We start from the raw sequence: 23933 nt of genomic DNA on the forward strand, positions 1-23933 counted from the left end.
TCCTCCCCGGACCCCAGACGGTGCGGGCCGGTGGGCCGGTTGTGCCCACCCTCCCCCAGCTACCGCTGGGAGGTGCCCCCAGCCCTGCGGAACGACTGCCCACAACCGGCGGCGCCGGTCAGAAAAACGTCCGCACGTACTCCGTGACCGTCCCGTCCGCCGTCGCGAGCGGGATGAGCGGCCACTTCTCGAAGACCGTGCACGGGTGCGACAGGCCCAGGCCCACCCAGTCGCCGACCTCCAGCCGTTCCGCTTCCTCGCCCGTGAGGGAGACGAAGGCGTGCTGGTCGGCGAGGCGGGTGACGGTCAGGCCCGTGGCCGGGCGGAGGGAGCCGTCGCGGGCGGAGCGGACGACCTGCGGTTCGGGGAGGTCCAGGTCGTAGGAGACGTCGCGCTTGCCCGCGTTGAGGTAGGCCATGCCCGGCTCGGGGCGGGAGACGACCTGGGCCCAGAGACGGAACGCGGGGTGCAGGGCGCCCTCGTCGGGGAGCCGGTTGAAGGGGGTCTTGCGGCGGTACTGGCCGTCGTCGTGCGTGACGTACGCGCCGGAGCGCAGCAGCTTGAGCACCGGCGCGGACAGCGGCGGAAGCTCCGCGAAGACGCTCGCGACGGCGTCGAACCACGCGCTGCCGCCCGCGCTGACCACGATCTCCTCGACCCCGGCGAAGCGGCCCGCCTTGTCGAAGGCGACCGCCAGCCCCGTCAGCCGGCGCAGCCACGCGTCGACGAGCTCGGCGTCCGCGTCCGGGATCTCGGCCTCGTAGCCGGCGACGCCGACCAGGCGCAGGGTGCCGGTGGCGGCCACCGCGTCCGCGACGGCCTCGCCCTCCGCCTCCGTACGGATGCCCGTACGGGCGCCCTCCGCGCCCAGCTCTACGACGACGTCCAGCGGGCGGCCCGCGCCCGCGTCGCGCAGGGCCGCGTCCATCAGCTCGACGCCGCGCACGGAGTCGACGTAGGTGACGATCCGCAGCTCGGGGTAGGCGGCCAGCTCGGCCGCGAGCCAGCGCAGCGCGGCGGCGTCGACGACCTCGTTGGCGAGGAAGATCCGCCGTACGCCGAAGGCGCGGTAGACACGGACCTGCGCGGGGGTGGCGGCGGTGATGCCCCAGGCGCCGCGCTCCAGCTGGCGCTCGAAGAGCCGCGGGGCCATCGAGGTCTTGCCGTGCGGGGCGAAGGCCAGGCCGTGCCGCGCGGACCACTGCTCCATGAGCGCGAGGTTGTGGTCCAGCGCCTCGGCGGACAGGGCGAGGACGGGCGTGGTGAAGCCGCCGGTGAACAGCGAGCGCCGCTCGGCCGCCAGCTCGCCGACGCTCCGGCCGTCCGCGTCCGGCGGCAGCCCCTTGAACCGGTGGTCCACCCGCTCCCGGGCGAGCTCGGCGACCGCGTCGGCGGCTATGGCGTCGGGCGTGCTGGCCATGGGGCCTCCCAGGAGATCGGGATGCGTTGCGGTTACTGCAACGTTCATTGCGTGGATCGCTGCACGCTGTCTAACATCCGGGCAAGCGCCGGGTCAACGGTAGGGGGAACACGGTGGGCAGCCCCGATGTCGTCTGTCTCGGCGAGTCGATGGTCGTCCTCCGCCCGGGCCCGGCCGGGGCCGGACGCCGCCTCGCCGACGTGCCGTCCTTCGACCGCGGCATCGGCGGCGCCGAGTCGAACGTAGCCTGCGCCCTCGCCCGTCGAGGCCATCCCACCCGCTGGATCAGCCGCGTCGGCGCCGACGCCTTCGGTACGCACCTGGTGGCCGCCGTCGCCGCCCACGGCGTGGACACCACGTACGTCCAGCACGATCCCGTACGCCCCACCGGCGTGTACTTCCGGACGGCGGGGGAGCGGCCCACCGGCGGGACCACGACCAGTGGGACCACGACCAGTGGGACCACGGACCCGTTCCATGGCGAAGCCGCCTACTACCGCGCCGGGTCCGCCGCCTCCGCCATGTCGCCCGCCCTGATCCCCCGCGCGGCCGCCCACGCGGGGCGGATCCTCCACCTCACCGGCATCACGGCCGCCCTCTCCGCCGACTGCCTCGCCCTGCTCCGCGCTCTCGTCGTCCGGGCCGCCACCGGCAGCGGCCCGCTCCTCTCCTTCGACGTCAACTACCGCGCCGCGCTGTGGCGGAACGCCGCGACAGGCCCGCGCGTCCTCGCCGAGCTCGCCCGCGCCTGCGACATCGTCTTCGTCGGCGAGGACGAGGCCGAGGCCGCCTGGGGCGTCACCGGCGGCCCCGACGCGATCCGCGCCGCCCTGCCCGAACCCGCCGTCCTCGTCGTCAAACAGGGCGCCGCCGGTGCCACGGCCTACACCCGCGAGGCCGTCATTTCCATCCCCGCACCCGCCGTCGACGTCGTCGCGCCCGTCGGCGCGGGCGACGCCTTCGCCGCCGGCTTCCTCTCCGCCACCCTGCGCGGACTCCCGCTGCCCGCGCGCCTGCGCCACGGCCACCTCATGGCCGCTGCCGCCCTCACCGTCCCCGGCGACCTCGGCGAACCGCCGCCCCCCGCCCTCGCGGACACGCTGGCGGGACTGGACCCCGCCGCCTGGGGAAGACTGCGACTCGGCCCGGGCTGGACCGGGCGGCCCGCACGGGTGGCGGACCCCGGCACAACCGGCACAACCGGCACAACCGGCATGACCGGCACAGAGGACTCCCGTACAGAGGACTCCCGCACAGAGGACCCCCGCACATGAGCCAGACCGTCGACCGCGCCCTGAGCATCCTGCCGCTGCTCGCCGAGGGACCCGCCAACCTCGAACAGGTGGCGGGCCGCCTCGGCGTGCACAAGTCCACCGCGCTGCGCCTGCTGCGCACCCTCCACGAGCACGGCATCGTCTACCGGCAGCAGGACCAGCGCTACCGCCTCGGCGCCCGCCTCTTCGCCCTCGCCCAGCAGGCCGTCGAGAGCCTCGACATCCGGGAGATCGCCCACCCCCACCTCGTGGCGCTCAACGAGAAGTGCGGCCACACCGTCCACCTCGCGGTGTACGAGGAGGACGAGGTCCTCTACATCGACAAGGTCGAGAGCCGCTACCCCGTACGGATGTACTCCCGCATCGGCAAACCCGTCGCGATCACCGTGGCGGCCGTGGCCAAGCTGCTCCTCGCCGACCTCCCCGAGCCCGAGCGCCGCGCCGTCGCCGAGCGCCTTGACTACCCCGCCTACACAGCGCGTTCCACCCCGAACGCCCCTGCGTTCCTCAAGGAACTCGCTGCCGTACGGGAACGGGGCTGGGCCACCGACTTCGGCGGCCACGAGGAGTCCATCAACTGCGTCGGAGCCCCCGTCCGGGGCCCCGGCGGACGGGTCGTCGCCGCCTGCTCGGTGTCGGCGCCCAACGTCGTCGTCCCCTCCGACGAACTCCTCGCCCTGCTGCCGCTGCTGCGCCGCACGGCGGACGCGATCAGCGCCGAGTACTCGGGAATCTCACTCCCGGCGACCGTTTCCCCGACTTCCCCGACGAAAGTGATGCCATGAGCGACACCGACAAGACTGTGAAGACCGCCGTCACCCCTGCCGGCCACACCACCCCGCCCGCGAAGTTCTCGCACGGCGTGCGCAAGGGCAACATCCTCCAGGTCGCCGGCCAGGTCGGCTTCCTGCCCGCCGCGCCCGGGCAGTCCGGCCCCGTCGTCGCCGGCCCGACCCTGCGCGAGCAGACGCTCCAGACCCTGGCCAACGTCCGCTCCGTGCTGGAGGCGGGCGGCGCGAGCTGGGAGGACGTGATGATGCTGCGCGTCTATCTCACGGACACGGAGCACTTCACGGAGATGAACGAGATCTGGAACGACTACTTCGCCGACCTGAAGGAGGCCCCTGCGGCCCGGACGACGGTCTACGTCGGCCTGCCGAAGGGCCTCCTCATCGAGATCGACGCGCTCGCGGTGCTGGGCTGACCGGTTAGCCGGTCAGTCGCTCATGAGCAGTACTGCTGCTCCTTCCCGATCGACCGGTACATGCAGTCCGCGTTCTCCAGGAGCTGGAGCACCGCCTCCCGGTTGCGCGCGGTCTCGCGGTCGATGACCGACGCCGGCGGGTAGAAGCCGCCGCCCGCCCCGCTCGCGTCCGGGTACATCTCGAAGGTGTAGGCGAAGACCTTCTGGTTCCCCCAGAGCCAGTCGTCGATCGACCCGTCCGTTATGTACAGGTCGCTCGACTGCTCCGGCGTGTAGCCGTTGCTCGCGGCCATGGACTTCCCGACGGCCGCGAACGCGTCGTGGTCGTCCTGCGTCATGCCGGGCGCCGTGTTGTCGTAGGTCCAGCCGAACGGCCAGAGCACCAGTTCGCTGTAGGTGTGGAAGTCGATCGCGGCCTTGATCTGCTGCTTGCCGCCGACGACGCGGCTGCGGACGAAGTCCGCGACGACCTTCACCTCGGGGGCCGACTCCGGGCCGGAGCCGCGGTACGTCTCCGAGCCGGTGCTGCCGGACGAGCCGCCGCAGCAGCCCCACTTGAAGTCCCAGTTGCGGTTGAGGTCCGTGCCCCGGGAGCTCGAACCGGTGTTGGGCTGGCGGTTCTTGCGCCAGCCGCGATAGGTGCCGGTGGCGATGTCGTACTCGCCGCCGTCGGGATTGACGTCGGGCACGATCCAGATCACCCGGCTGTCGAGCATCTTGGTGACGCGCGCATCTTTGCCGTACTGGGAGCCGAACTCCTTGAGCAGGTACAGCGCCATCTCGACGGTCAGGTGCTCACGGGCGTGCTGGTGGTGGGTGAAGAGCACCTCGGGCTTGGCGGCGTCCGTCGTCGCCGAGCCGTTCGTGACCTTCACGGCGATGATGTCCCGGCCCTCGTAGGACTTGCCGATGACCTGCTTGCTCATGAGGGACGGGTGCGCGGCGATGTCCGCGTCGATCTCCGCCATGGCCCGGGCGTAGTTGTGGTACTTCGAGTCCGCCGGCGGGAAGTCGTACGGCCCGGCGGCGCGGCCCCGGTCCGGGGCGCCGGGCAGGGCCGTCACCCGGTAGCCCATGCCGCGGATGCCCTTGGCCTGCGCGGCGTCGGCGGTGACGACGACGGAGTCCTTCCGCACGGCGTCGACGGAGGCGCCGGTCGCGGCGACGGCTGTGCGCTGGGCGGCGGTTCTCGGCCCGCTGACCTCGTACGAGCGGACGTCGTTCGCACGGACGTCGTTCGCACGGACGTCGTTCGTGCGGCTCTCATCCGCGTGAGTGCCGCCCGTCCGGGTGCCGTTCGAGCCGGCCGCGCCGTGCTCCGCGCCGTGCGAGGACGCCGGGGCGGCCATGGCCAGGGTGAGCAGGGCGGCGCCCGTGGCGGCGGCCCACCGGAGCCGGTTCCTGCGGGAATGGGGGGTGTGGGGTCGCATGCGGCCTCCTGAGGGGCGTTCGTGCGACGAATGAGGGGGGTGTTCGCTGCCGATCCTCCCCAGTGTTCGAGGTGTGACATGTGCAGGTCAAGGAGAAGCGTGCGAGGGAAACAAGCCAACTTCCCCCTCACTTCAGACCGCTTGATTGCCCGGCGCCCACAGCGGCCCCAACAATGCACACGTCAAAACCGGATGCACTTCTGAACGGAGAGGACCACCCCCCATGAGACGACCTCTCGTCGGTGCGCTCACGACGCTGCTGCTCACCGGGGCGACCGTCGCCCCCGCTGTCGCTCAGCCCCAGTCCCAGCCCCAGTCCCAGACCAAGGCCAAGGCGGTCGACTTCGCCGGCACCGTGGCACTGAGCAACTGTTCCGGCTCCCTGATCCGCATGCCCAGCTCGGCCGACAACGACCCCGCTCTCGTGATGACCAACGGCCACTGCCTGGAGACCGGCATGCCCGCCCCCGGCGAGGTCCTCGTCGACCAGCCCTCCAGCCGCACCTTCAGCCTGCTCAACTCCACCGCCGGCAAGGTCGCCACGCTCCAGGCCACCAAGGTCTCGTACGCGACGATGACCGACACCGACGTCACGCTCTACGAGCTCAACACCACCTACGCGCGGATCAAGCAGCAGTACGGCATCGACGCGCTGCGCCTCTCCGGCGACCACCCCGTCACCGGCACGCCCATCAAGGTCGTCTCCGGCTACTGGAAGCGCATTTACTCCTGCAACGTCGACGGGTTCGTCAACCAGCTCCGCGAGGCCGACTGGACCTGGAAGGACTCGCTCCGCTACACCCCGTCCTGCAACACCATAGGTGGCACCTCCGGCTCGCCCGTCATCGACGCGAACTCCGGCAAGGTCGTCGCCATCAACAACACGGGCAACGAGAACGGCGAGCGCTGCACGATGAACAACCCGTGCGAGGTCGACGAGAACGGCAACGTCACCGTCCGCCGGGGCATCAACTACGCCGAGCAGACGTACGGCATCACCAAGTGCGTCGGTATCGGCAACAAGATCGACCTCGACCTGCCGGGCTGCGCCCTGCCCCGGCCGCTCGACGAGGAGGGGGCCACGGCGGCCGCCCGCCGCTGACCCGCCGGCCCCGAGTGCCGGACGGGCCGCGTCGGCCCGTCCGGCGTCCGCCTACGGCAGCCCGTGGACGTGCGGCCCGACCGCACCCGACCAGGCGTTGCCAGCGGCCGCGTCCCAGTTCGTCGACCAGGTCATCGCCCCGCGCAGCCCCGGATACGTACGGGACGGCTTGAACGAACCGCAGTTCGTGCCCTGCGTGAGGCAGTCCAGGGCGGCGTTGACCACGGACGGCGCCACATAGCCGCTGCCCGCGCCGTGCGGCGAGGCGGGCACTCCCAGGCCCACCTGGGACGGGTCCAGGCCGCCCTCCAGCTGGACGCAGGCCAGCGCGGTCAGGAAGTCCACCGAGCCCTGTGCGTACACCTTCCCGTCACAGCCGTTCATGCTTCCGCTGTTTTGACGTTTCCTCTCCCGGCTGGAGGCAGAGAGATTCCCTTCAGCTCGCATCAGCGTGCTTCGGGGCTTCACGCGTCCGCCTCCGGCGTGGGGCCGGGACTCGCACTGGTGCAGTGCTGCGCGTGCTGTTGGTGACCGAGCCACCCGTCCGGCGGGCTCGGGCCTCGATCTCGACCGAGGCGTTGTGGTCAGCGTCGTCTTCGTGTCCACACCTGGTGCAGGCGAAGAGGCGGCCGCATCCCTTGCGAGAGTCTGGGTCGACCGTGCCGCAGGCGGCGCAGGTCTGTGAGGTGTGGAACGCCGGGACCGCGACCAGTTCGGACCCATGCTTGCGGGCTTTGTACTCCAGCTGCCGACGACGTTCGCCAGGTACGTTGTCGAGGATCGCCCTGTTCAGGCCCGACTTTTGGCGTACGTTCCTCCCTGGTGCGGCAGCTGTGCCCTTGGCGCTCCTGGTCATGTTCTTCACCCGCAAGTCCTCGATACCGATCATTCCGTGGTTTTTGGTGAGATCGGTGGTGAGCTTGTGTGTGAAGTCGGCGCGGCGGTTGGCCTGCCGGGCGCGGATCTTTCCGATGGCCGCAATGGTACGGCGTAGACGGTTGCTGTATCTCCCGCCGTTGTGCTTTTTGGCATAGGTGAGCTGGCGGGCCTGCTTGCGTTGCATGTACTTCAGGCGGGCCGTCTCGGCTCCTGTGAGGGTTGGTGGCATGATCCTCGGTGCTGGCTCCGTGGAGACGTATGCCGAGGAGGCCACGCCGAAGTCAACGCCACAGTCAGGGCGGCCGTTTGGTGGGGCTGGGCGAGCTCCGGTGTGGACTCCGAAGCTGATATACCAACCGGTTCCATCCCGCGTCACGGTGGCATTGCGGATCGTGCCTCCGAGCGCCCGGGAGAGCCGGAACCGTACCCATCCTAGTTTCGGCAGGCGTACCTCGGCCCAGTGCCGGTTGAGTTTGCGGACTTCGACGGCTTGGCCAGGGAAGGGGATCGATAGACGGTGTCCGCGCTTCTTCCGGGCAGGAAACGCGGCTGCGAGGTCGGGGTTCCAGAAGTTTTCGTATGCACGGTCGAGGTTGCGGAGGACCTGCTGTGCGCACTGGGCGGGAAGGTCGGCGAGCCAGTCAAGATCGGCGCGGGCGCTGGTGAGGTGTTTGCACTGCTCGGTTGATCGAAGCGTGTGGCCGCGTTGTCGGTAGACGTAGACGCGTTGCTCCAGGGCGATGTTCCACACGGCGCGCGTGGTGTGACCCCACTCCGTGAGGCGCCTTTTGGCGTCAGGAGCGGGATACAACCGGTACTTGCGACCCGTGTCCGCCTTCACGCGGGCACTGTAACCGGGACCACTGGCGTTGCGCTCCGATTTTTCACCAACAAGTCGGATTCAATGGGTATTTGACGCATGCTTGTCAACGAGCCTGAAGCGCCAGGGATGGTCCAGGTCAAGGTTCCTGTCAAGGTGCGGACGCGTGTGCCACCGCCCCGTGGGGCAAACATCGAGGAACTGTTCTCAGCCGCTCCATTCGTGGATAAAGTGCGGAGGCGCCAGCACTGGGCAGTATCGATCTGCGACCGCCGGAGCCCCCGCGGCCGGAGTGAACGGGGAAGCCGACGTGCCGATTGCGATAGCGGTCACCAGCTCCGATCTGGTGCTCCCCCCGCCCGGCGGGCCCGTCCCGGAGGCCGCCGTGCTGCGGCCGCCCGAGGAGCAGCCGCTGGAGACCGCCGTCACCCAGGCCACCCTCCTGCTCGACCAGTGCGGCCACCTCGTCGTCCCCTACCCCGACTCCCTCCCCGCCGCCTACGTCCGCCGGCTGCACACCGTGCGCTCGGTCCTGGAGAGCGACCGCGTCGCCCTGCTGCCCGTCGCCCTGCCGCCCCTGGCCGTCGGCGTGCTGGCCCGGCAGTTACGGCAGTTGTCGGTCTCCGACCTCAGCCCCGGCGTGCTCGCCTCCGCCGCCCGGCTGCTCACCCACTACATCTACGCGGGCGCCCAGCTGGCCTCCGTCGCCCGCTGCGACCGCGTGGACGTGGGCCTCGGCGCGCACGTCGGCTCCCTCGTCCCCGGCACCCGCTTCGGCGTCCTCGTCAACCCCGCCCGGAGGCTGCTGCGCACCGGCCCCGGCGAGACCCCCGACGGCCCCGGCTTCGCCACCCGGATGACCGTCGCCCGTTCCCGCCCCCGCCCCCGCTCCGGCGAGGACTGGGTCACCGACACCCTCGCGCCGGGCTGGCGGGTCCAGGGCGTCCAGGAGATCCTCCCGCTGCCCGCCGACTCCCGGCGCTGGTGGGGCACCCACCGCGCCGTCGAGTTCGCGGCCGCCATCCCCGACCCTTCCGTGCTCTACCAGCTCGTCACGTCCGTACGCCGCGAGGAGTGCCACTGGTGCGGCCTCGAACTCATCGGTGACCGCTGCGGATTCTGCTCCGCGCCCGTGCCGCGCACGGACCCCGCGGTCGCGGCCCGCCCCGCCCACGACGCCGTCGGCGCGCCCGCCACGACCATGTCCCCGACCCCGACCCCGGTCCGAACGAGGTTCGCCACCCGATGAATTCACGCCAGCGACGCGGCATCGTCCTGCTGCTCCTGTCGGCCCTGTGCGCCGTCGGCGCGTTCGCCGGGGTGTTCTCGGTCATCCACGACGCCGAGACGAAGGTCGGCCCCGAGACCACCGCGTACCGGCTGAAGACCGACATCCCCGCCTACCGCGACCTGGACACGGACGAGTTCGAGAAGATCTCCATGCCCAAGCGCTGGCTCCCCGCCACCGCCGTCACCGACCTCTCCGCCCTGCGCGGCAAGATCGCCGTCACCCCGCTGCGGAAGGGCTCGCTGCTCCAGAGCGACATGATCGTCGCCCGGCCCGCGCTCGCCCCCGGCAAGCAGGAGATCGCCATCATGATCGACGCGGCCACGGGCGTCGCCGGCAAGATCCAGCCGGGCGCGCGGGTCAATATGTACGCCACCTTCGACGCCAAGGAACAGGGCGCCAAGCCCGTCTCCAAGATGATCGTCAGCGGCGCCCAGGTCATCGACGTAGGCAAGCTCACCCCCCTCAAACGGGACGGCGACGGCAGCCGGGCCGCCGCCAGCACCCGGCAGGCGGGGGAGGCCGTGCCGATCACCTTCGCCCTCGACACCAAGGACGCCCAGCGTGTCGCCTACGCCGAGTCGTTCGCCTCGCACGTCCGGCTCGCCCTCGTCGCCCCCGGCAGCCAGGAACCCGTCGGCAGCGGCGATCGCACGTACACCCTCGACGGGGACAAGTAACCAGGCGGTCGATGTGGACCGAGTGTGGATGGACCGAGTGTGGATGGAGGAGGCAGGCTCCCGGTGACGATCAGAATCCTCCCGGCCGTCGGGGACCCCGGCACCGCCCGCGCCGTCGCCGGTGTGCTCGCCGGGCTCCCCGGCGTCGCGACCCTGCCCGTCGTCGGCGACTCCGCCCGCCTGCTGGAGGCGCTCGCCGCGCTGGGCGCGGGCGGCGTCGCCCACCTGCCCGAGGTCGTCCTCGTGCACGAACGCCTCGGGCCCGTACCCGCCCTGGAGATCGTGCGCGACATCGCCCTGCGCTTCCCCGCCACCGGCGTGATCCTGATGTCCGCCGACGCCGGGCCCGCCCTCTACGCCGCCGCCATGGACTGCGGCGCGCGCGGCCTCGCCGCACTGCCCCCGACCTACGAGGAACTGGGCGCCCGCGTCCAGGCCGCCGCCCACTGGGCCGGCGGGGTCCGCCACCACCTCGGCGCGGCCGCCGAGGGAACCGCCGACGCGAGCGCCGCCCCCGACGCGGCACGCGGCACGCTCGTCGCCGTCGTCGGCGCCAAGGGCGGCGTCGGCACGACCGTCACCGCCGTCCAGCTCGCCCTGGCCGCCTCCGCCGCCGGTCGGGCCGTCGCCCTCGCCGACCTGGACCTCCAGTCCGGCGACGTCGCCTCCTACCTCGACGTACAGTTCCGCCGGTCGATCGCCGACCTCGCCGGCATCAGCGACATCACCCCGCGTGTCCTGGCGGACGCCGTCTTCCCCCACCCGACCGGCCTCGGCCTGCTCCTCGCCCCGGCGGAGGGCGAACGCGGCGAGGACGTCGGCGAACCCGCCGCCCGGCAGATCACCGCCGCCCTCCGCGGCCGCTACGAACTCGTCGTCGCCGACTGCGGCACCCAGATCACCGCCGCGGGCGCGGCCGTCATCGAGGCGGCCGACCTGGCGTTACTGGTCACCACGCCGGACGTGGTGTCCGTCAGGGCGGCCAAGCGCATGGTCCGGCTCTGGGAACGGCTTCAGATCCGTACGGCCGAGGAGACGACCACCGTGGTCAACCGCCACACCCGCAACGCGGAGATCCAGCCGCCCCTCATCGCCCGCACCACCGGCACCCGCGCCGCCCGCACCACCATTCCGGCCGGTTACAAGGAGCTCCAGGGCGCCGTGGACTCCGGCCGGATGCAGGACCTCGACGCGCGCTCCGGCGTCCGCCAGGCCCTGTGGACCCTGGCCGGCGAACTGGGCCTGGCCACGTCCCCGCGCCCGGCGGCCTCCGACCACCGCCCGGCCCTGGGCGGCCTGCGGAGGCGCCGCGCCATAGAGGGCGGCGCTCCCATGGCCGCCACCGGCGCGGGTACGGGCCCGGAGCAGCTGTCCCCGGTGCCCCCGAGCGGCGGCCGCTTCCGCCGGCGCGAGCGCTCCGGCGACCGTTTCGGCGACCGGGGCCAGGTGGCCGTGGAATTCGTCGGCATCCTGCCGCTGATCCTCGTCGCGCTGGCCGTCGTCTGGCAGTGCGTCCTGGTCGGTTACTCGTACTCCCTGGCCGGGCACGCCGCCGACAAGGGCGCCCGCGCGGGCGCGGTCGGCCGCGACTGCGCGGCCGCGGCCCGCGCGGACATGCCGAAGTCCTGGCACACGGAACCCTCCTGCGGGCCCGGCCCGGCGGCCGGGGTCTACAGCGCGAGCGTCCGCGTGAAGGTCCCCGTCCTCTTCCCCGGCGCGGCCGACTGGCCGTGGACGGTGGAGAGCACGGCGGGCGTGGCGAGGGAGGACTGAGTGGTGGTTCATTCCCCGATCCCGCCCCTTCCCGTTTCCCGGGGCTCCGCCCCGGCCCCCGGTCCTCAATCGCCGGACGGGCTGAAATCAGCCCGTCCGGCGATTGAGGACACCGCGCGGAGCGCGGTCCGGGGGGCTGGAGGCGAAGCCCCCAGTTACGGGAAGGGGCGGGACAGGGGACAAACCCCCCGCCGTGACCAGGGCTCGGCCTCCATCGAATTCCTGGGCTTCCTCCCCCTCCTACTAGCCTTGGCCATGGCTGCGGCCTATCTGGGGCTGGCCGCCTACGCCACCATGCAGGCCGGCACCGCCGCCCGCGCGGCCGCCCGCACCGCCACCGTCGACGACCCCAGGACCGCCCCCGCGGCGGCCGCCCGTGCCGCGGTCAGCTCCTGGGTCGCGAACCGCGCCGCCGTCGACGCCACCGCCTGTGCCCCCGGCGCGGACCGGGCCACCGCCACCGTGACCGTCGACGTCCCGCCCCTCCTCCCCGGCACCGGCTTCACCGTCACCCGCAGCGCCACCATGGCCTGCGCCCGGGACACCCCCGGGGTCGCCCCATGAGCCTCCGCGCCCGGATCACCGCCCCCGAACCCCGCCCCGACGGCCGCGAGCCCAGCCACCTCGTCCCCGTCTACCGGGCGAAGCTGTTGGAGGAGATCGACCTCGCCGAGATGTCCGCGCTCGCCGCCGACGAGCGCCGCTCGCGCCTGGAGCGCGTACTCGGCCACATCATCAGCCGCGAGGGCCCCGTCCTGTCGACCGCCGAACGCGACCGGCTCATCAGGAGGGTCGTCGACGAGGCCCTCGGCCTGGGCGTGCTGGAGCCCCTCCTGGAGGACCCCTCCATCACCGAGATCATGGTCAACGGCCCCGACCAGGTCTTCGTCGAGCGCGCCGGCCGCGTCGAGCCCGTACCCGTACGCTTCGCCTCCCACGACCAGCTGATGCAGACGATCGAGCGGATCGTGTCCACCGTCAACCGCCGCGTGGACGAGTCGAACCCGATGGTCGACGCCCGGCTCCCCACCGGCGAGCGCGTCAACGTGATCATCCCGCCGCTCGCGCTGAACGGCGCCACCCTCACCATCCGCCGCTTCCCCCGCCCGTACACCCTCCACGAGCTGATCGGCATGGGCACGCTGGACGAGTCCATGCTGATGCTGCTCGCCGCGCTCGTCCGGGCGAAGTTCAACGTGGTCGTCTCCGGGCCCACCGGCGCCGGCAAGACGACGCTCCTCAACGCCCTCTCCGGCCTCATCCCGGACGGCGAACGCATCATCACCGTCGAGGACGCCGCCGAGCTGCAACTGCAACAGCGGCACGTCATCCGCCTGGAGTCCCGCCCCCCGAACGTCGAGGGCAAGGGCCGGATCACCATTCGCGACCTCGTCCGCAACTCCCTGCGCATGCGCCCCGATCGCATCATTGTCGGCGAGGTGCGCGGCGGGGAGACCCTGGACATGCTCCAGGCCATGTCCACCGGCCACGACGGCTCCCTCGCCACTGTCCACGCCAACAGCGCCGAGGACGCGCTGATGCGACTGCGCACGCTGGCCTCGATGTCCGAGGTCAAGATCCCCTACGAGGCGCTGCGCGACCAGATCGACAGCGCCGTGGACTGTCTGGTCCAGCTCGTCCGCCACGCGGACGGCACCCGCCGCATCGCGGAGATCGCCCTGCTGACCTCCCCCGAGGGATACGGAACCTCCCCCGAGGGATACGGAACCTCCCCCGAGGGATACGGAACCTCCCCCGAGGGGTACGGAACCGGCGGCCACCGCCTCGCCACCGTCGCCCGCTTCGACGCCGACCCGATCGGCGCCGACCGCGTCGTACGCGGCACGTTCACCCACTTCCCGCTCCCCGAACGCGCCGCCGAGCGGATGCGGCTGGCCAACGAGCCCGTGCCACCGGCCTTCGGCGTCGCCGCGTTCGACCAGCAGCTCACCACCCGAAGAGCCGGACAGAGGTAGTTGAGGTAGCGGACATGGACCACCTGGACGAGCTCGCGCTGCTGGCCGTCGGCGCCACCGCGCTGTGCGGGACGCTGGCCGTCGCGGGCGTACGCGCGTACGCCACCGGCAGGGACCGCCACCAGGCCCTCGTCGACAGGCTCTCCGACGCCCCCGCCCCACCCCCCGCCGGCCCGGCCCGCCCCTTCCGCCGCCTGGACCGCCGGCTGCGCGCCACCCGCCCCGGCCGGCGGCTGGAGTGGGAGATCGCGGCCACCGGACTGGACATCACCGTGGGCGAGTTCGCGGCCGCGACCATCGGCGCGGCGGCCGGGCTGTGGATCGTCGCCGCGCTGCTCCTCGCACCGTTCTTCGGGCCCCTGGCAGCCGCCGTCGCCGTCTGGTCCTCCCACGCCTTCCTGGTGTGGCAGCGCCGCAAACGCACCGAGAAGTTCATCAGCCAGCTTCCCGAGCTCTCCCGGATCCTCGCCAACGCCACCCAGGCCGGACTCGCCCTGCGCACGGCCCTCGGCATGGCGGCCGAGGAGATGGAGGCCCCGGCGGGCGAGGAGCTCGCCAAGGTCGCCGACCGGCTCGCCGTCGGCCACTCCGTCGACGACGCCCTCGGCGAGCTCGTCCGGCGGCTGCCCTCCCGCGAACTGGTGGTGCTCGTCACCACGCTCGTCCTCTCCCACCGTGCGGGCGGCACGGTCGTCAGCTCCCTGCGCAATCTCACGACCACCCTCGAAGAGCGCAAGGAGACCCGGCGCGAGGTGCGGACACAACTCTCGCAAGTGACGGTGACGGCCTACGTCGTACCGCTGATGGGCATCGGGACGTTGCTGCTGATGGACCGCATCGCACCCGGATCGCTGGACCGGATGACGGGAAGCTGGCTGGGGCAGGCCGCGGTCGTGGCGGCCTTCTGCCTCTACGGAGTGGGATTCTTCCTCATCCGCCGGATGTCGAGGATCGACGTGTGAGCCGGGCCCGGGACGTGGGGAGATGAGCGGCATGGGAATCCTGCTGGCGCTGCTGGCCGGCGTGTCCGTCGTGGGCGCCTGCCACGGCATCGCGCTCGTCCGCAGCGAGGCCAGGCTGCCCCCCGACCTCGTCCTGGCCCTCGAGGTCGGCTCCACGCGCACCACGGCCGTCGGCTCCGCCCTCGACCGGATCGGCATGCGCTACGCGCCGCTGGTGCTCCGCCTGATGGGCGAGAAGCGCGTCGCGGCCGTACGGCGCCGCATCGACCGGGCCGGCAACCCGGGCGGCCTGACCGTCGACCGTTACGCGGCCCGCCGGGCCGTCTACGGCGCGCTCGGCTTCGCCGGCGCGCTGGTGATGCTGGCCAAGGGCCAGGCCCTGTTCGCCGTGCTGATGGTCGCCTTCGGCCTGTTCTGGATCGAGGTGGGCATCCGGGCCGCCGTGCGCGAGCGTCGGGCGGCCATCGAGCGGACCCTGCCGGACTTCCTCGACGTCCTCGCCGTCGTCGTGAGCGCGGGGCTGAGCTTCCGGCAGGCGCTCGACCGGGTCGCCGAGCACTACGAGGGCCCTTGGGCGGACGAACTGCGGATCGTACTGCGACAGTTGGACATGGGCGTCGCCCGTCGTCAGGCCTTCGACGAACTGCGCAAGCGCAATGACTCCGAACAGGTGGCCCAGTTCGTCACCGCCCTTCAGCAGGGCGAGGAACTGGGCACTCCCATCGCCGACACCCTGATCGGCATCGCCAAGGACATGCGCCGCACGGACGCTCAGCTGGCCCGGCGGCGAGCGGCCAGGACGGTGCCCAAGGCGACGATGGTCATCACGACGTTCATGGTCCCGGGCACGGTGGTCCTGCTGATCGCGGGGTTCTTCCTGGGCTCGGGTACGGATTTCGGCTCCATCACGGGGGAGTGAGGGCCAATGAGGTGCATCACCGCCTGTGAGAGGAGAACCACCGCCATGACGCACGCCTCGCAGCACATCCACATATCCCCGCACCACGCCGCTCCCTGCTCCGAGCTCGCTGGGGCTTATCCCGCTGGGGCCTGTCCACTGGTGGAGTTGAGGGAAGACCGTGAAGGCCCTTCGCGGCTGCAATCGGATATGGGACAGTCGTCGGCGTCGACGTCCGAGGGCATCGCCGCCGAGCGGGGGTGAGACAGATGGTGTCCCAACTTCCCGGTGAGGGAAGGGAACGGGTCCGTACGGAGATCTCCCGAGGAGGGAAACATGGGGAACAAGACGCTCAAGGGAATCCAGAGGCTCGCGACCGACGACCGGGGACAGACCTCGGTCGAGTACCTGGGCATCATCGCCGTGGTCGTGGCCATCATCCTCGTCCTGACGACGACGGACTTCGGCACGATGATCGCGACGGCGATCACCAACCAGATCAGCCGCATCACGGGCTGAGCGACGCGGGTCAGGCCTTCCCCCTCTACATCACGGCCGTGGCGGCCCTGCTCTTCCTCGCGCTCGCCTTCTTCGCCGTCGGCCGGGCGGGCGCCGTCAAGAACGCCGCCCAGACCGCCGCCGACGCGGCCGCGCTCGCCGCCGCCCAGGACTACCGGGACCAGCTCCGTACGGGCTTCCTGCTGGCGGTCGGTGCGGGAGGTACGGCAGGTGCAGGCGGGGTGGCCGGTACGACCGGTACGGGCACCTGGGCCGACTGGCTGGCGGGCCGGGGCGGCCGGGACGGCCGGGCGTGCGAGGCGGCGGAGTCGTACGCGCGCATGAACGGCGCCCAGCCGGCGATCACTTGCGAGCCGGGCGGCGATCCGGGTTCGTTCACGGTCACGGTCACCTCGGAGCGGACGGTGGGGGAGTCCGTGGTCCCCGGTACGGGCGACAAGCGCGCGAAGGCGACGGCGAAGGCGACCGTGACCCCACGCTGCGACGCCCTCCCGGTACCCCCGGCACCACCGGCACCTACGCCCTCCCCGATCCCGTCCTCGACGCCGTCCCCGTCCCCGGCGCCCTCCTCGTCCCCGGTCATCGACCTCATCTGCGACGGCGGGAAGGTGTTGGTGATCGACCCCAGGCGCCCGGAGGCGGCGGTGAAGGCGACGGACCTGTTCGCCGTGCGCCTCGCAGAGTGATCCCGACCAGTGAAGGAACGGCACCATGAGCTTTCGGATCGCAGGTGCGGCCCTTGTGGTCGTCATATCCCTCGCCCTGGCGGGCTGCGGAGGTGAGGGGAACGATGACGGAAAGAAGACGATCGACCTGAACGCGGCGAGAGGCTCCGACGCCGCGCAGAAGTCGTCGGGTTCGTCGGGCGCATCGGGTTCGTCGGAGGAGCCGGTGTCGTCGGGCGGTGGGAAGCTCGGCGAGATCAAGGGCCCGGACGGCGTGGTCGTCACCCTCACGTCGGCCGTCCGTGACAAGGGCGGCTTCGTCACCGTCAACGGAACGGTCGCCAACCGGGGGAGCAAGCCGTACACCCCGCTGACGTGGCGCTCGAAGGAGACGGAGATGAAGTCCCAGTCCTCGGTCTCGGGCGCCTCGCTCATCGACTCGGCCGGGAAGAAGCGCTATCTGGTCCTGCGTGACACGGACGGCGAGTGCCTGTGCACCACGGGCCTCGTCAACATCCGTCCCGGCGAGAGCCGTTCCGTCTTCGCGCAGTTCCCGGCACCGCCCGCGTCCGTGACGAACGTGGACTTCCAGCTTCCGACGATGCCGTCCGTGCGGATCAGGATCTCGGGGTGAGGGCCGTGGCTCCGGCAGCGATTCCCTTGGGGACATTCCTGGCGGCGACGCTGGCTTTCGCTGTCGCGATGCCGGGCCCGGCGGCGGTGAACGCGTACGCGGACGCCGGCCCGGGCCGCCAGGCCAACACGACACCGCCGGTGAAGCTCGACCCGACGGCCCCGGGCCTCAAGCTCCGGCCGGGCAGGAAGCTCGCCCCGGGCCGTGTCCTCGACATCAAGTCGGTCGTCGAGACGGACGACGGCGGCGAGCGCCGTGAGGACACTAACGTGGACGTCACCTTCGCCCTCCAGGCGGAGGTCATCTTCGACAAGGACAGCGCCGACCTGGGCGACCCCGCCCGCGCCCGCATCCGCGCGATCGCGGACGAGGTGAAGAAGCAGAAGGCCACGGCTCTGCGCGTCTTCGGCTTCACGGACAACCTCGGCGACGCCGACCACGGCGTCGCCCTCAGCAAGGACCGCGCCAACATGGTCCAGCGGGAGCTGGCCAAGGATCTGGGTTCGGCGGCGATCCAGTACGAGATCCGCGGCTACGGCGAGCAGTACCCGATCGCCGACAACGCCACGGAGGACGGGCGACGGAAGAACCGCCGCGTGGAGGTGAGCTTCCCCCGACGGTAGACGGACGGTAGGAGTGCCCAGAACGGCCCGTGTGCGGGATCCGCGGATACGGCGTTCACGGGCCGGACCGCAGAATCAATCTCAGGGAACCGTGTCTCCGGGCAGCGCCGGGCTACCCGGGCGGCAGCTTGATCGAGTGCCATTGTTTCGTATGCTTTGTGTGGATTTTGGGGCGGCGGTCGATCGCCTTACGGCGCGGTTCCTCACGCTCGCGCCGATTGGGCAAATCCGGGGATCGGCGTCAGCATGGGGCCCTCCCCTCGCCACAGGTCCACGGGTCCATGGGTCCACAGGTCCCCCGGGACCACGGCGAGGGCTGCCCACCCCCCCGTATCCCGGAAGGAACCCATGCGAGTCCGCGCCCCCCGTGACCTGGCCGCACTGCCGTATGCGCGCCACCTGGAGTCCTTCACCGGCGAGCTCGAACAGGCGGGCAGCTACGAATGGGTCCACTTCGACGGCTCCGCCTTCCAGGACGTGGAAGGCGGCAATTCCCTCTTCAGCCAGTCGGCGTTCTCCTCCGTCACCTTCGACCGGGGCCGGCTGCGGCGTTCCCGGTTCGACGAGGTGTGGCTGCACACCGTCCGCATGGTCGGCACCAACCTCGCGGAGACCACCTGGCTGGACAGCGAGTGCACCGCCGGTGTCCTCGCCGGCACGGAGATCCACGGTGGCGAGATGCGTCGCGTCGTCTTCCACCAGTGCAAATTCGACTCCGTCAACCTGCGCGCGACCACGTTGAAGGACGTCGCCTTCGTCGACTGCCTCCTGCGCGACGTGGATTTCGGCGGGGCGACGCTGACGGACGTCACTTTCCCCGGCTCGACCCTGGACCGGGCACGCTTCGACAAGGCCACGCTGACCAGGGTCGACCTGCGCGAGGCCGCCGGGCTGGGCATCGCCTCGGGGATCGGGTCCCTGGACGGCGCGGCGATCAGCACGGCCCAGCTGTTCGATCTGGCCCCGGCCTTGGCGCAGCACATCGGCCTCACCGTGAAGGACCACTGACAGTGCCGGCGGCGGCCGCCGAAGACCGCCGAAGACCGCCGAAGCGCCGAACGGCCGGACGATCAGCTGGACTTGTTGTCGTTGATCCAGTCGTCGTTGTCCTGCCAGGCGTAGAGGGTGCCGCCGTCGGTGTAGGCGTAGTAGAGGCCGCAACGGGACTGCGCGGCACGGCCGGCGTCCTTGCCGCTGCCGGGGAACCAGGACGCGGAGAGGCCCGGCTCCTTCGCCCGGGTGCCGGACGGGAGGGCCGTGCACTCCGCGGGCAGCTTGCCGGTGGGCAGTGTGGCCTTGAGGAGACGGTCGCCGCCGGTGGTCTTCATCGCGTACCGGATCTCGCGGGCGTCGTCGGGCAGCCAGCGCGGCACCGAGGCGCGGTCGGCCTTGGCCTCGGCCCCCGTGGCGTACTGGGACGACTGGTCGTGGCGGCCCTCGTACCAGTCCTTGGCGGCGGGTATGGCGGCCGCCGCGCCCACGGAGGCGAGGGCGACGATGGCGACGCCGGCGGCGGCACCGGCAGCGATCTTGGTCTTCATGGGGGGGCTGGGCCCTTCGTTTCGGAGCCGGGTGGAATGTCTGATTCCAGTATTCGGGCCCCTCACGGCCTTCCGGCTCACTCCGAGGCACGGTCCTGCCGTCAGACCACGGGTGGACCGCCCTCAGGGTCCCTTAGGGGTCCCTAAGGGATGAAGCGGGCGGGTCGGCGGGGCGAACGTTGCTTGAAGGCGGGTGCTGGTCGCCCGCCGTCAGGGCCCTGAGCTCGTCCAGGGAATCCCGCATCACCCGCGACAGCTCGCACTCCTCGTCGGGCGCGATCCAGCGTTCGAAGCCGACCTTGAAGACGGCGACGCCGGCCTCGGCGGTCAGGCTCGCGGCCGGTTCCGCGACACCGCGTCCGCGCAGGGCGTCGGCGAGCGCGGCCGCCAGCGAGGCGAGCTTGATCAGCTCGCGCTCCTGGAGCTCGGGGTTCGCCGCGATGAGGGCATGCCGCTCGCGCACGTGCTCGCGACGGCCGGCGAACAGCCCGGCGATCACGTCGAGTCCCGCCGCCAGCGCGTCGATCGGCGCGGCGGAGGGCGGGGCGTCGGTGACCGCCTCCACGAACGCCTCCCGCAGCGCGACCTCGCCGCCGAACAGCGCCTCGCGCTTGTCGGCGTAGTGCCGGAAGAAGGTCCGTTCCGTGAGCCCTGCCCGTGCGGCGATCTCCGAGACGGTGGTCCGCTCGTAACCGCGCTCGGTGCAGAGCTCCAGCGCGGCCTTCGCCAGGCGGCCGCGGGCGTCCGGTTTCCATCTCCCCATGGGCAAAGCTTACTTGGGGCTCGATGACAGTTCATGACATCGGGTGTAGCGTCGATGTCAGCAACTGGCATCAGTAGTTGCGGTCCTCTCATGCGCATCTCCGGAAGGAAAGGACGCGCATCCATGAAGTCATCCATACGCACCGCACTGGCCGCCGCGTTAGCGGCCGCGGCGCTCCTCGGGCCCGTCGTGCCGGCCGTCGCCGCCGGTGTCACGAACGTCAAGAACGACCAAGCGGTGAACGCGGTGAACGCGTCGTGCCGGGTACGCGGTGTCGCGGCGGAGCCGTCGGATACCGCCGGCGCCTTCGCGGCGGACGTCCGGGCCATGGACGCCCGAACGATCGCGAACCCGACCCGCATCAAGGCCGCCGCGTACAACCAGGCCCGTAGCATCCTCGCCAAGGCCGGCAGCGACACCGCCGCCAAGTCCCACCCCGTCCACGGCACGGGCGACGTGCCGGTCGGCTACGGGACCAACCTCCTGGCCTGCGCGCGGGACGAGTTCCGTGCCAAGGACAAGGACGTCCCGGTGAAGCGGTCGGGCATGTCGACCTACCACTACGTGGCGGTCCACGACGCGGCCGCGACCATGGGCATCACCCGTTGGTGACATCGCCGACGGCGTCGTCGCCCGCGCGGGCGTCACGGGGGCTCGCGTTGGTCCGACGCCCGCCCGCCTCGGGTCCGTTGCGAAAGTGGATCAAGGCCGTGGTGATCACGGGCTCGGACGCTCGCGCGGCGGGCTGACGACCAACCTGCACCTGGCGGTCGAGCGGGGACAGAAGCCACTGCCCCTGCTCGTCGCCGCCGGGCAGCGGCATGACATCCCGCCCCGACACGCACCGGCCTCAGCCCTTCCCCAGCACCGTCCGGATCACGTGCCGGGCATTGTGCGCCATCGCCGGGTTCGTCTTCCGGTAGTACGGCAGCGCGATCAGCGCTTGCGAGAGCGTCCGGCCCCGGCCGCGGATCCAGGTCGCGTCGTCCACGTCCAGCGCCTCGCGGAACACTTCCCGAGCATCGGCCGGCAGCAGATTCCACGCCGGGAACAGATCGCAGGCCGGATCGCCCACCCCAAGGCACCCGAAGTCGATTACCGAGGCCAGCCTGCCACGGTCCACCAGCAGGTTGCCCGGCATGAGATCGGCGTGCAGCCACACCGGCGGCCCGTCCCATCCCGGAGCCCGCAGCGCCTCCTCCCACACGGCCGCGGCGGCATCGCAGTCGACGCCCTCCTGCGGGATCGTCCGCAGTTCCTCGATCGCCGCCCGGGTCGCCGCGTCGAGCGAGGCGACCGGCCCGCCGCGATGGGCCTGCGGCGCACCTGGCAGGGTGATCCTTCGCATCGCCGCCACGAACCCGGCCAGATCCTCGGCCAGCAGTATCGGCTCGCTCAGGGCCCCCGCCTCGGGATTCTCCCCCGCCAGCCACCGGTACACCGACCACGGCCACGAGTACCCCTCGGCAGGCTCCCCATGCCCGAGCACCTCGGGGACGGGCGTGGGCAACTGGGGCGCGAGCCGCGGCAGCCACGTCCGCTCCGTCAACACGTCGTCGGCCCCACCCCGCACCAGCGGCAGCCGTACGACCATGTCGTCGCCCAGCCGGTACATGGCGTTGACCGTGCCGCCGGACGGAATCCGCTCGACCGCCAGCCCAGCCCATCGCGGGAACTGCCCGGCGACCAGCCGCCGTACAAGAGCGCCGTCGATGGGGTGCGAGCCGGGATGCGTCTGTCCTGTCATCTGCCCTGTGTTCATGGCCTGTCATCCGATCGCCGGACACCGACGAGCGTCAAACGGTTATCCGGTAACGCCGTTTTCGCAACGAGACCTTCGCGATAAGCCTCTAGTCTCGCCTGATGCACATGGATGACGTGTCCGTCGACGAACTCTCCGACACCTGGGACGCGATACGCGCGGACTACGACGACGCCTACAACGACGAATACGACCAAGCGGCCCTCGACTGCGCCGCCCGGCTCGCCGCCGACCCCGGCGGCGAGCCCGCGTACATCTGGACGACCGGCCTGCTGCTCATGGCCCCCTACGTCGCGTGGGGATCCGACGACGCCGTCGCACCGGCGCTCATGGCCGCCCTGAAGGCCACGGACCACGCCCTGCGCCACCGCCCCTGCGGGCACGAGGGTCACCCGTACGAGGAGCACGAGGACGAGTACGACGAGTACCTCGCCGAGCAACTGCGCGGGCTCGCCGACGAGAGCCTCGCCTGGGAAGAGGACTTCCCACGCGAGGCGTGGCGCTGCCCGCGCAACGTGGCCGGTCTGGCACGGATCGCCATGGACATCGTCGAACCCGGCTCCGTCACGGACATCCCGCCCCGCCTGCCGGTGGGAGCCGGGGACATCATCGACACGCTGTCGGCCCTGCTGCACGGCTACCCGAAGGCGTACACGGACGTCCCCGAGGAGATCTCCTACCGGGCTTACGCTTTGCGCCGCGCCGACCCCGCGACCCGCCCCGGCCACCTGCTCGTCGCCGTGGCGCTGAGCTGGTACATCGCCCACGCGGACCAGGACGCGAAGATGGCCGAGTCGGCCGAGTCGCTCGCGACGGCACTGGAGGAAACGCTGCCGCACTTCGCGGACGCGACCTGCGCACACGCCGCGCACACCCTCCCGTACACCAACGCCCCCGACGTCGCGGGCCTCGGCATCACCCTGACCACCCCCGGCGGCCGCGCCCTCTACGAACGGGACCGCAGGGAGGGCAGGGATGCCCCACTGGACGTGCTGCTGTGCCCGGTCGCCCTCGCGGAGTTCGCGCGGGAGTCGCTGCGGATCCTGCGCGCCGGCTAGTTCCGACGGCGGAACCAGCGGCGGGCGCCGGAGCCAGGGCGGCGGGTCTCCGGGTGACTTGGAGAGGCGAAGGGCGGCAACGCCTTGAATCCGCTGTGCAGGGTCAGGGTGGGGGTTATCCGCTCCAGCGTCGTCCGTACGCGGGTGAGAGGGTGGTCGGGGAACTCCGCGTCATGCTGCTCGTGGTCGGCGACGTGGTAGGGCAGGCCGCCCGCGATGTCCGGAGCGTACGGATGAGGGGTGAAGTACTGTGCCGGGTCCAGCCCGCTGAGGACGACCGCCTCGCGCGCGCCGGTTATCGGCCCTTCGGCCGCCTGGACCTTCACCACGGTGCTGCACCCGGCTCGCGGCACCGTCCACGAGCCGATGAACACCAGGCCATGGCCGTTGGGCTGTGGAATCTTGATGAACTGCCGGACGGCCGGGAGGGCGTCCACGTCGCCGAGCACGGCTTCGATCAGCCCACCGCCGGCCTGGGCGGCGAAGTGGGCCAGCCCGTACCGGAGCCGGTCCGGATCGTCGAAGGACGCGGGCAGATCGGGAACGAGGTCGAAGAAGTGGACGGAGAGGACGAGCCCTTGATCGTCGGTCCAGACCCTGGGCTCCCGCTCCGTGAAACCGGTGAGATCCATGCTGGTGATCGGTGTCATGGGGCTCATCAT

General features: G+C 71.5%; 26 protein-coding genes and 1 pseudogene. 18 read left to right on the plus strand and 9 right to left on the minus strand.

Going from position 1 to position 23933, the window contains the following annotated elements:
- Nucleotides 1-118 precede the first annotated feature (118 nt).
- Entirely contained in the window at nucleotides 119-1420 is a 1302-nt protein-coding gene (locus ACFYZR_RS05985; protein ID WP_391905597.1) for an amino acid deaminase, read from the minus strand.
- Between the two features lie 113 nt (nucleotides 1421-1533).
- On the opposite strand from ACFYZR_RS05985, the gene ACFYZR_RS05990 reads away from it, so the two are divergent.
- The 3 genes from ACFYZR_RS05990 to ACFYZR_RS06000 are packed head-to-tail and all read left to right on the plus strand — an operon-like array spanning nucleotide 1534 to nucleotide 3898.
- Nucleotides 1534-2694 (plus strand): sugar kinase, encoded by a 1161-nt coding sequence (locus tag ACFYZR_RS05990; RefSeq protein ID WP_391905600.1) that lies wholly within the window; start codon nucleotides 1534-1536, stop codon nucleotides 2692-2694.
- A complete protein-coding gene (locus tag ACFYZR_RS05995) occupies nucleotides 2691-3479 on the plus strand; it encodes an IclR family transcriptional regulator (RefSeq protein WP_391905603.1) in 789 nt (262 codons plus the stop codon). Before ACFYZR_RS05990 ends, ACFYZR_RS05995 begins: the two co-directional genes overlap by 4 nt.
- A complete protein-coding gene (locus tag ACFYZR_RS06000; RefSeq protein WP_391905606.1) occupies nucleotides 3476-3898 on the plus strand; it encodes a RidA family protein in 423 nt (140 codons plus the stop codon). Before ACFYZR_RS05995 ends, ACFYZR_RS06000 begins: the two co-directional genes overlap by 4 nt.
- Before the next feature lie 20 nt (nucleotides 3899-3918).
- On the opposite strand, the gene ACFYZR_RS06005 is transcribed toward ACFYZR_RS06000, so the two are convergent.
- Nucleotides 3919-5328 (minus strand): M14 family metallopeptidase, encoded by a 1410-nt coding sequence (locus tag ACFYZR_RS06005; protein ID WP_391905608.1) that lies wholly within the window; start codon nucleotides 5326-5328, stop codon nucleotides 3919-3921.
- A gap of 223 nt (nucleotides 5329-5551) precedes the next feature.
- On the opposite strand from ACFYZR_RS06005, the gene ACFYZR_RS06010 reads away from it, so the two are divergent.
- Nucleotides 5552-6430 (plus strand): trypsin-like serine peptidase, encoded by an 879-nt coding sequence (locus tag ACFYZR_RS06010; protein ID WP_391905611.1) that lies wholly within the window; start codon nucleotides 5552-5554, stop codon nucleotides 6428-6430.
- Nucleotides 6431-6481: 51 nt separating this feature from the next.
- Here the strand turns inward: ACFYZR_RS06010 and ACFYZR_RS06015 are convergent.
- Both ACFYZR_RS06015 and ACFYZR_RS06020 read right to left on the minus strand, forming a co-directional pair.
- Nucleotides 6482-6826 (minus strand): annotated as a pseudogene (locus ACFYZR_RS06015) (chitinase); the annotation flags it as partial.
- 40 nt (nucleotides 6827-6866) lie between these two features.
- Entirely contained in the window at nucleotides 6867-8150 is a 1284-nt protein-coding gene (locus tag ACFYZR_RS06020) for an RNA-guided endonuclease InsQ/TnpB family protein (RefSeq protein ID WP_391905613.1), read from the minus strand.
- 289 nt (nucleotides 8151-8439) lie between these two features.
- On the opposite strand from ACFYZR_RS06020, the gene ACFYZR_RS06025 reads away from it, so the two are divergent.
- From ACFYZR_RS06025 to ACFYZR_RS06080, 12 genes are all read left to right on the plus strand, one after another.
- Nucleotides 8440-9378 carry a hypothetical protein gene (locus ACFYZR_RS06025; RefSeq protein ID WP_391905615.1) on the plus strand — a complete coding sequence of 313 codons (939 nt, stop codon included), beginning with the start codon at nucleotides 8440-8442 and terminating at the stop codon, nucleotides 9376-9378.
- The gene (gene cpaB / locus ACFYZR_RS06030) at nucleotides 9375-10097 is read left to right on the plus strand and encodes a Flp pilus assembly protein CpaB (RefSeq protein WP_391905618.1); all 723 of its coding nucleotides are present in this window, start codon (nucleotides 9375-9377) and stop codon (nucleotides 10095-10097) included. The genes ACFYZR_RS06025 and cpaB overlap by 4 nt, the downstream gene beginning before the upstream one ends.
- A gap of 63 nt (nucleotides 10098-10160) precedes the next feature.
- Nucleotides 10161-11870 carry a P-loop NTPase gene (locus tag ACFYZR_RS06035; protein ID WP_391905620.1) on the plus strand — a complete coding sequence of 570 codons (1710 nt, stop codon included), beginning with the start codon at nucleotides 10161-10163 and terminating at the stop codon, nucleotides 11868-11870.
- Between the two features lie 255 nt (nucleotides 11871-12125).
- Nucleotides 12126-12434 (plus strand): pilus assembly protein, encoded by a 309-nt coding sequence (locus ACFYZR_RS06040; protein WP_391905623.1) that lies wholly within the window; start codon nucleotides 12126-12128, stop codon nucleotides 12432-12434.
- A complete protein-coding gene (locus ACFYZR_RS06045; protein ID WP_391905625.1) occupies nucleotides 12431-13846 on the plus strand; it encodes a CpaF family protein in 1416 nt (471 codons plus the stop codon). Before ACFYZR_RS06040 ends, ACFYZR_RS06045 begins: the two co-directional genes overlap by 4 nt.
- Nucleotides 13847-13860: 14 nt before the next feature.
- Entirely contained in the window at nucleotides 13861-14808 is a 948-nt protein-coding gene (locus tag ACFYZR_RS06050; RefSeq protein WP_391905627.1) for a type II secretion system F family protein, read from the plus strand.
- 31 nt (nucleotides 14809-14839) lie between these two features.
- Nucleotides 14840-15727, plus strand: coding sequence for a DUF5936 domain-containing protein (locus tag ACFYZR_RS06055; protein WP_391905630.1), 888 nt, complete (start codon nucleotides 14840-14842; stop codon nucleotides 15725-15727).
- A 315-nt stretch (nucleotides 15728-16042) separates the two neighbouring features.
- On the plus strand, nucleotides 16043-16225 hold the full coding sequence (locus ACFYZR_RS06060) for a Flp family type IVb pilin (RefSeq protein WP_391905632.1): 183 nt from the start codon (nucleotides 16043-16045) through the stop codon (nucleotides 16223-16225).
- Nucleotides 16222-16911, plus strand: coding sequence for a pilus assembly protein TadG-related protein (locus ACFYZR_RS06065; RefSeq protein ID WP_391906047.1), 690 nt, complete (start codon nucleotides 16222-16224; stop codon nucleotides 16909-16911). The genes ACFYZR_RS06060 and ACFYZR_RS06065 overlap by 4 nt, the downstream gene beginning before the upstream one ends.
- Nucleotides 16912-16936: 25 nt before the next feature.
- Entirely contained in the window at nucleotides 16937-17524 is a 588-nt protein-coding gene (locus ACFYZR_RS06070) for a hypothetical protein (RefSeq protein WP_391905635.1), read from the plus strand.
- Nucleotides 17525-17592: 68 nt separating this feature from the next.
- On the plus strand, nucleotides 17593-18147 hold the full coding sequence (locus ACFYZR_RS06075; protein WP_391905637.1) for an OmpA family protein: 555 nt from the start codon (nucleotides 17593-17595) through the stop codon (nucleotides 18145-18147).
- Nucleotides 18148-18495: 348 nt separating this feature from the next.
- Entirely contained in the window at nucleotides 18496-19155 is a 660-nt protein-coding gene (locus tag ACFYZR_RS06080; protein ID WP_391905640.1) for a pentapeptide repeat-containing protein, read from the plus strand.
- A 62-nt stretch (nucleotides 19156-19217) separates the two neighbouring features.
- On the opposite strand, the gene ACFYZR_RS06085 is transcribed toward ACFYZR_RS06080, so the two are convergent.
- Complete coding sequence (locus ACFYZR_RS06085; RefSeq protein WP_391905643.1) at nucleotides 19218-19688, minus strand: hypothetical protein; 471 nt, start codon at nucleotides 19686-19688, stop codon at nucleotides 19218-19220.
- Nucleotides 19689-19821: 133 nt separating this feature from the next.
- On the minus strand, nucleotides 19822-20451 hold the full coding sequence (locus ACFYZR_RS06090) for a TetR/AcrR family transcriptional regulator (RefSeq protein WP_391905645.1): 630 nt from the start codon (nucleotides 20449-20451) through the stop codon (nucleotides 19822-19824).
- 123 nt (nucleotides 20452-20574) lie between these two features.
- On the opposite strand from ACFYZR_RS06090, the gene ACFYZR_RS06095 reads away from it, so the two are divergent.
- Nucleotides 20575-21063, plus strand: coding sequence for a hypothetical protein (locus tag ACFYZR_RS06095; protein ID WP_391905647.1), 489 nt, complete (start codon nucleotides 20575-20577; stop codon nucleotides 21061-21063).
- Here ACFYZR_RS06095 and ACFYZR_RS06100 read toward each other — a convergent pair.
- Together ACFYZR_RS06100 and ACFYZR_RS06105 are read right to left on the minus strand one after the other, a co-directional pair.
- Nucleotides 21050-21274 carry a hypothetical protein gene (locus ACFYZR_RS06100; protein ID WP_391905650.1) on the minus strand — a complete coding sequence of 75 codons (225 nt, stop codon included), beginning with the start codon at nucleotides 21272-21274 and terminating at the stop codon, nucleotides 21050-21052. The genes ACFYZR_RS06095 and ACFYZR_RS06100 overlap by 14 nt on opposite strands.
- Nucleotides 21275-21301: 27 nt before the next feature.
- Nucleotides 21302-22213: an aminoglycoside phosphotransferase family protein gene (locus ACFYZR_RS06105; RefSeq protein WP_391905653.1), complete on the minus strand. Its 912-nt coding sequence runs from the start codon at nucleotides 22211-22213 to the stop codon at nucleotides 21302-21304.
- A 101-nt stretch (nucleotides 22214-22314) separates the two neighbouring features.
- Here ACFYZR_RS06105 and ACFYZR_RS06110 point away from each other — a divergent pair, with 101 nt between their 5' ends.
- Entirely contained in the window at nucleotides 22315-23271 is a 957-nt protein-coding gene (locus tag ACFYZR_RS06110) for a hypothetical protein (protein WP_391905655.1), read from the plus strand.
- Here ACFYZR_RS06110 and ACFYZR_RS06115 read toward each other — a convergent pair.
- Complete coding sequence (locus tag ACFYZR_RS06115) at nucleotides 23268-23921, minus strand: hypothetical protein (protein ID WP_391905658.1); 654 nt, start codon at nucleotides 23919-23921, stop codon at nucleotides 23268-23270. The two genes, ACFYZR_RS06110 and ACFYZR_RS06115, sit on opposite strands and share 4 nt — an antisense overlap.
- Nucleotides 23922-23933 lie beyond the last annotated feature (12 nt).

The sequence above is a fragment of the Streptomyces sp. NPDC001678 genome (assembly GCF_042892945.1).
Lineage (GTDB): Bacteria > Actinomycetota > Actinomycetes > Streptomycetales > Streptomycetaceae > Streptomyces.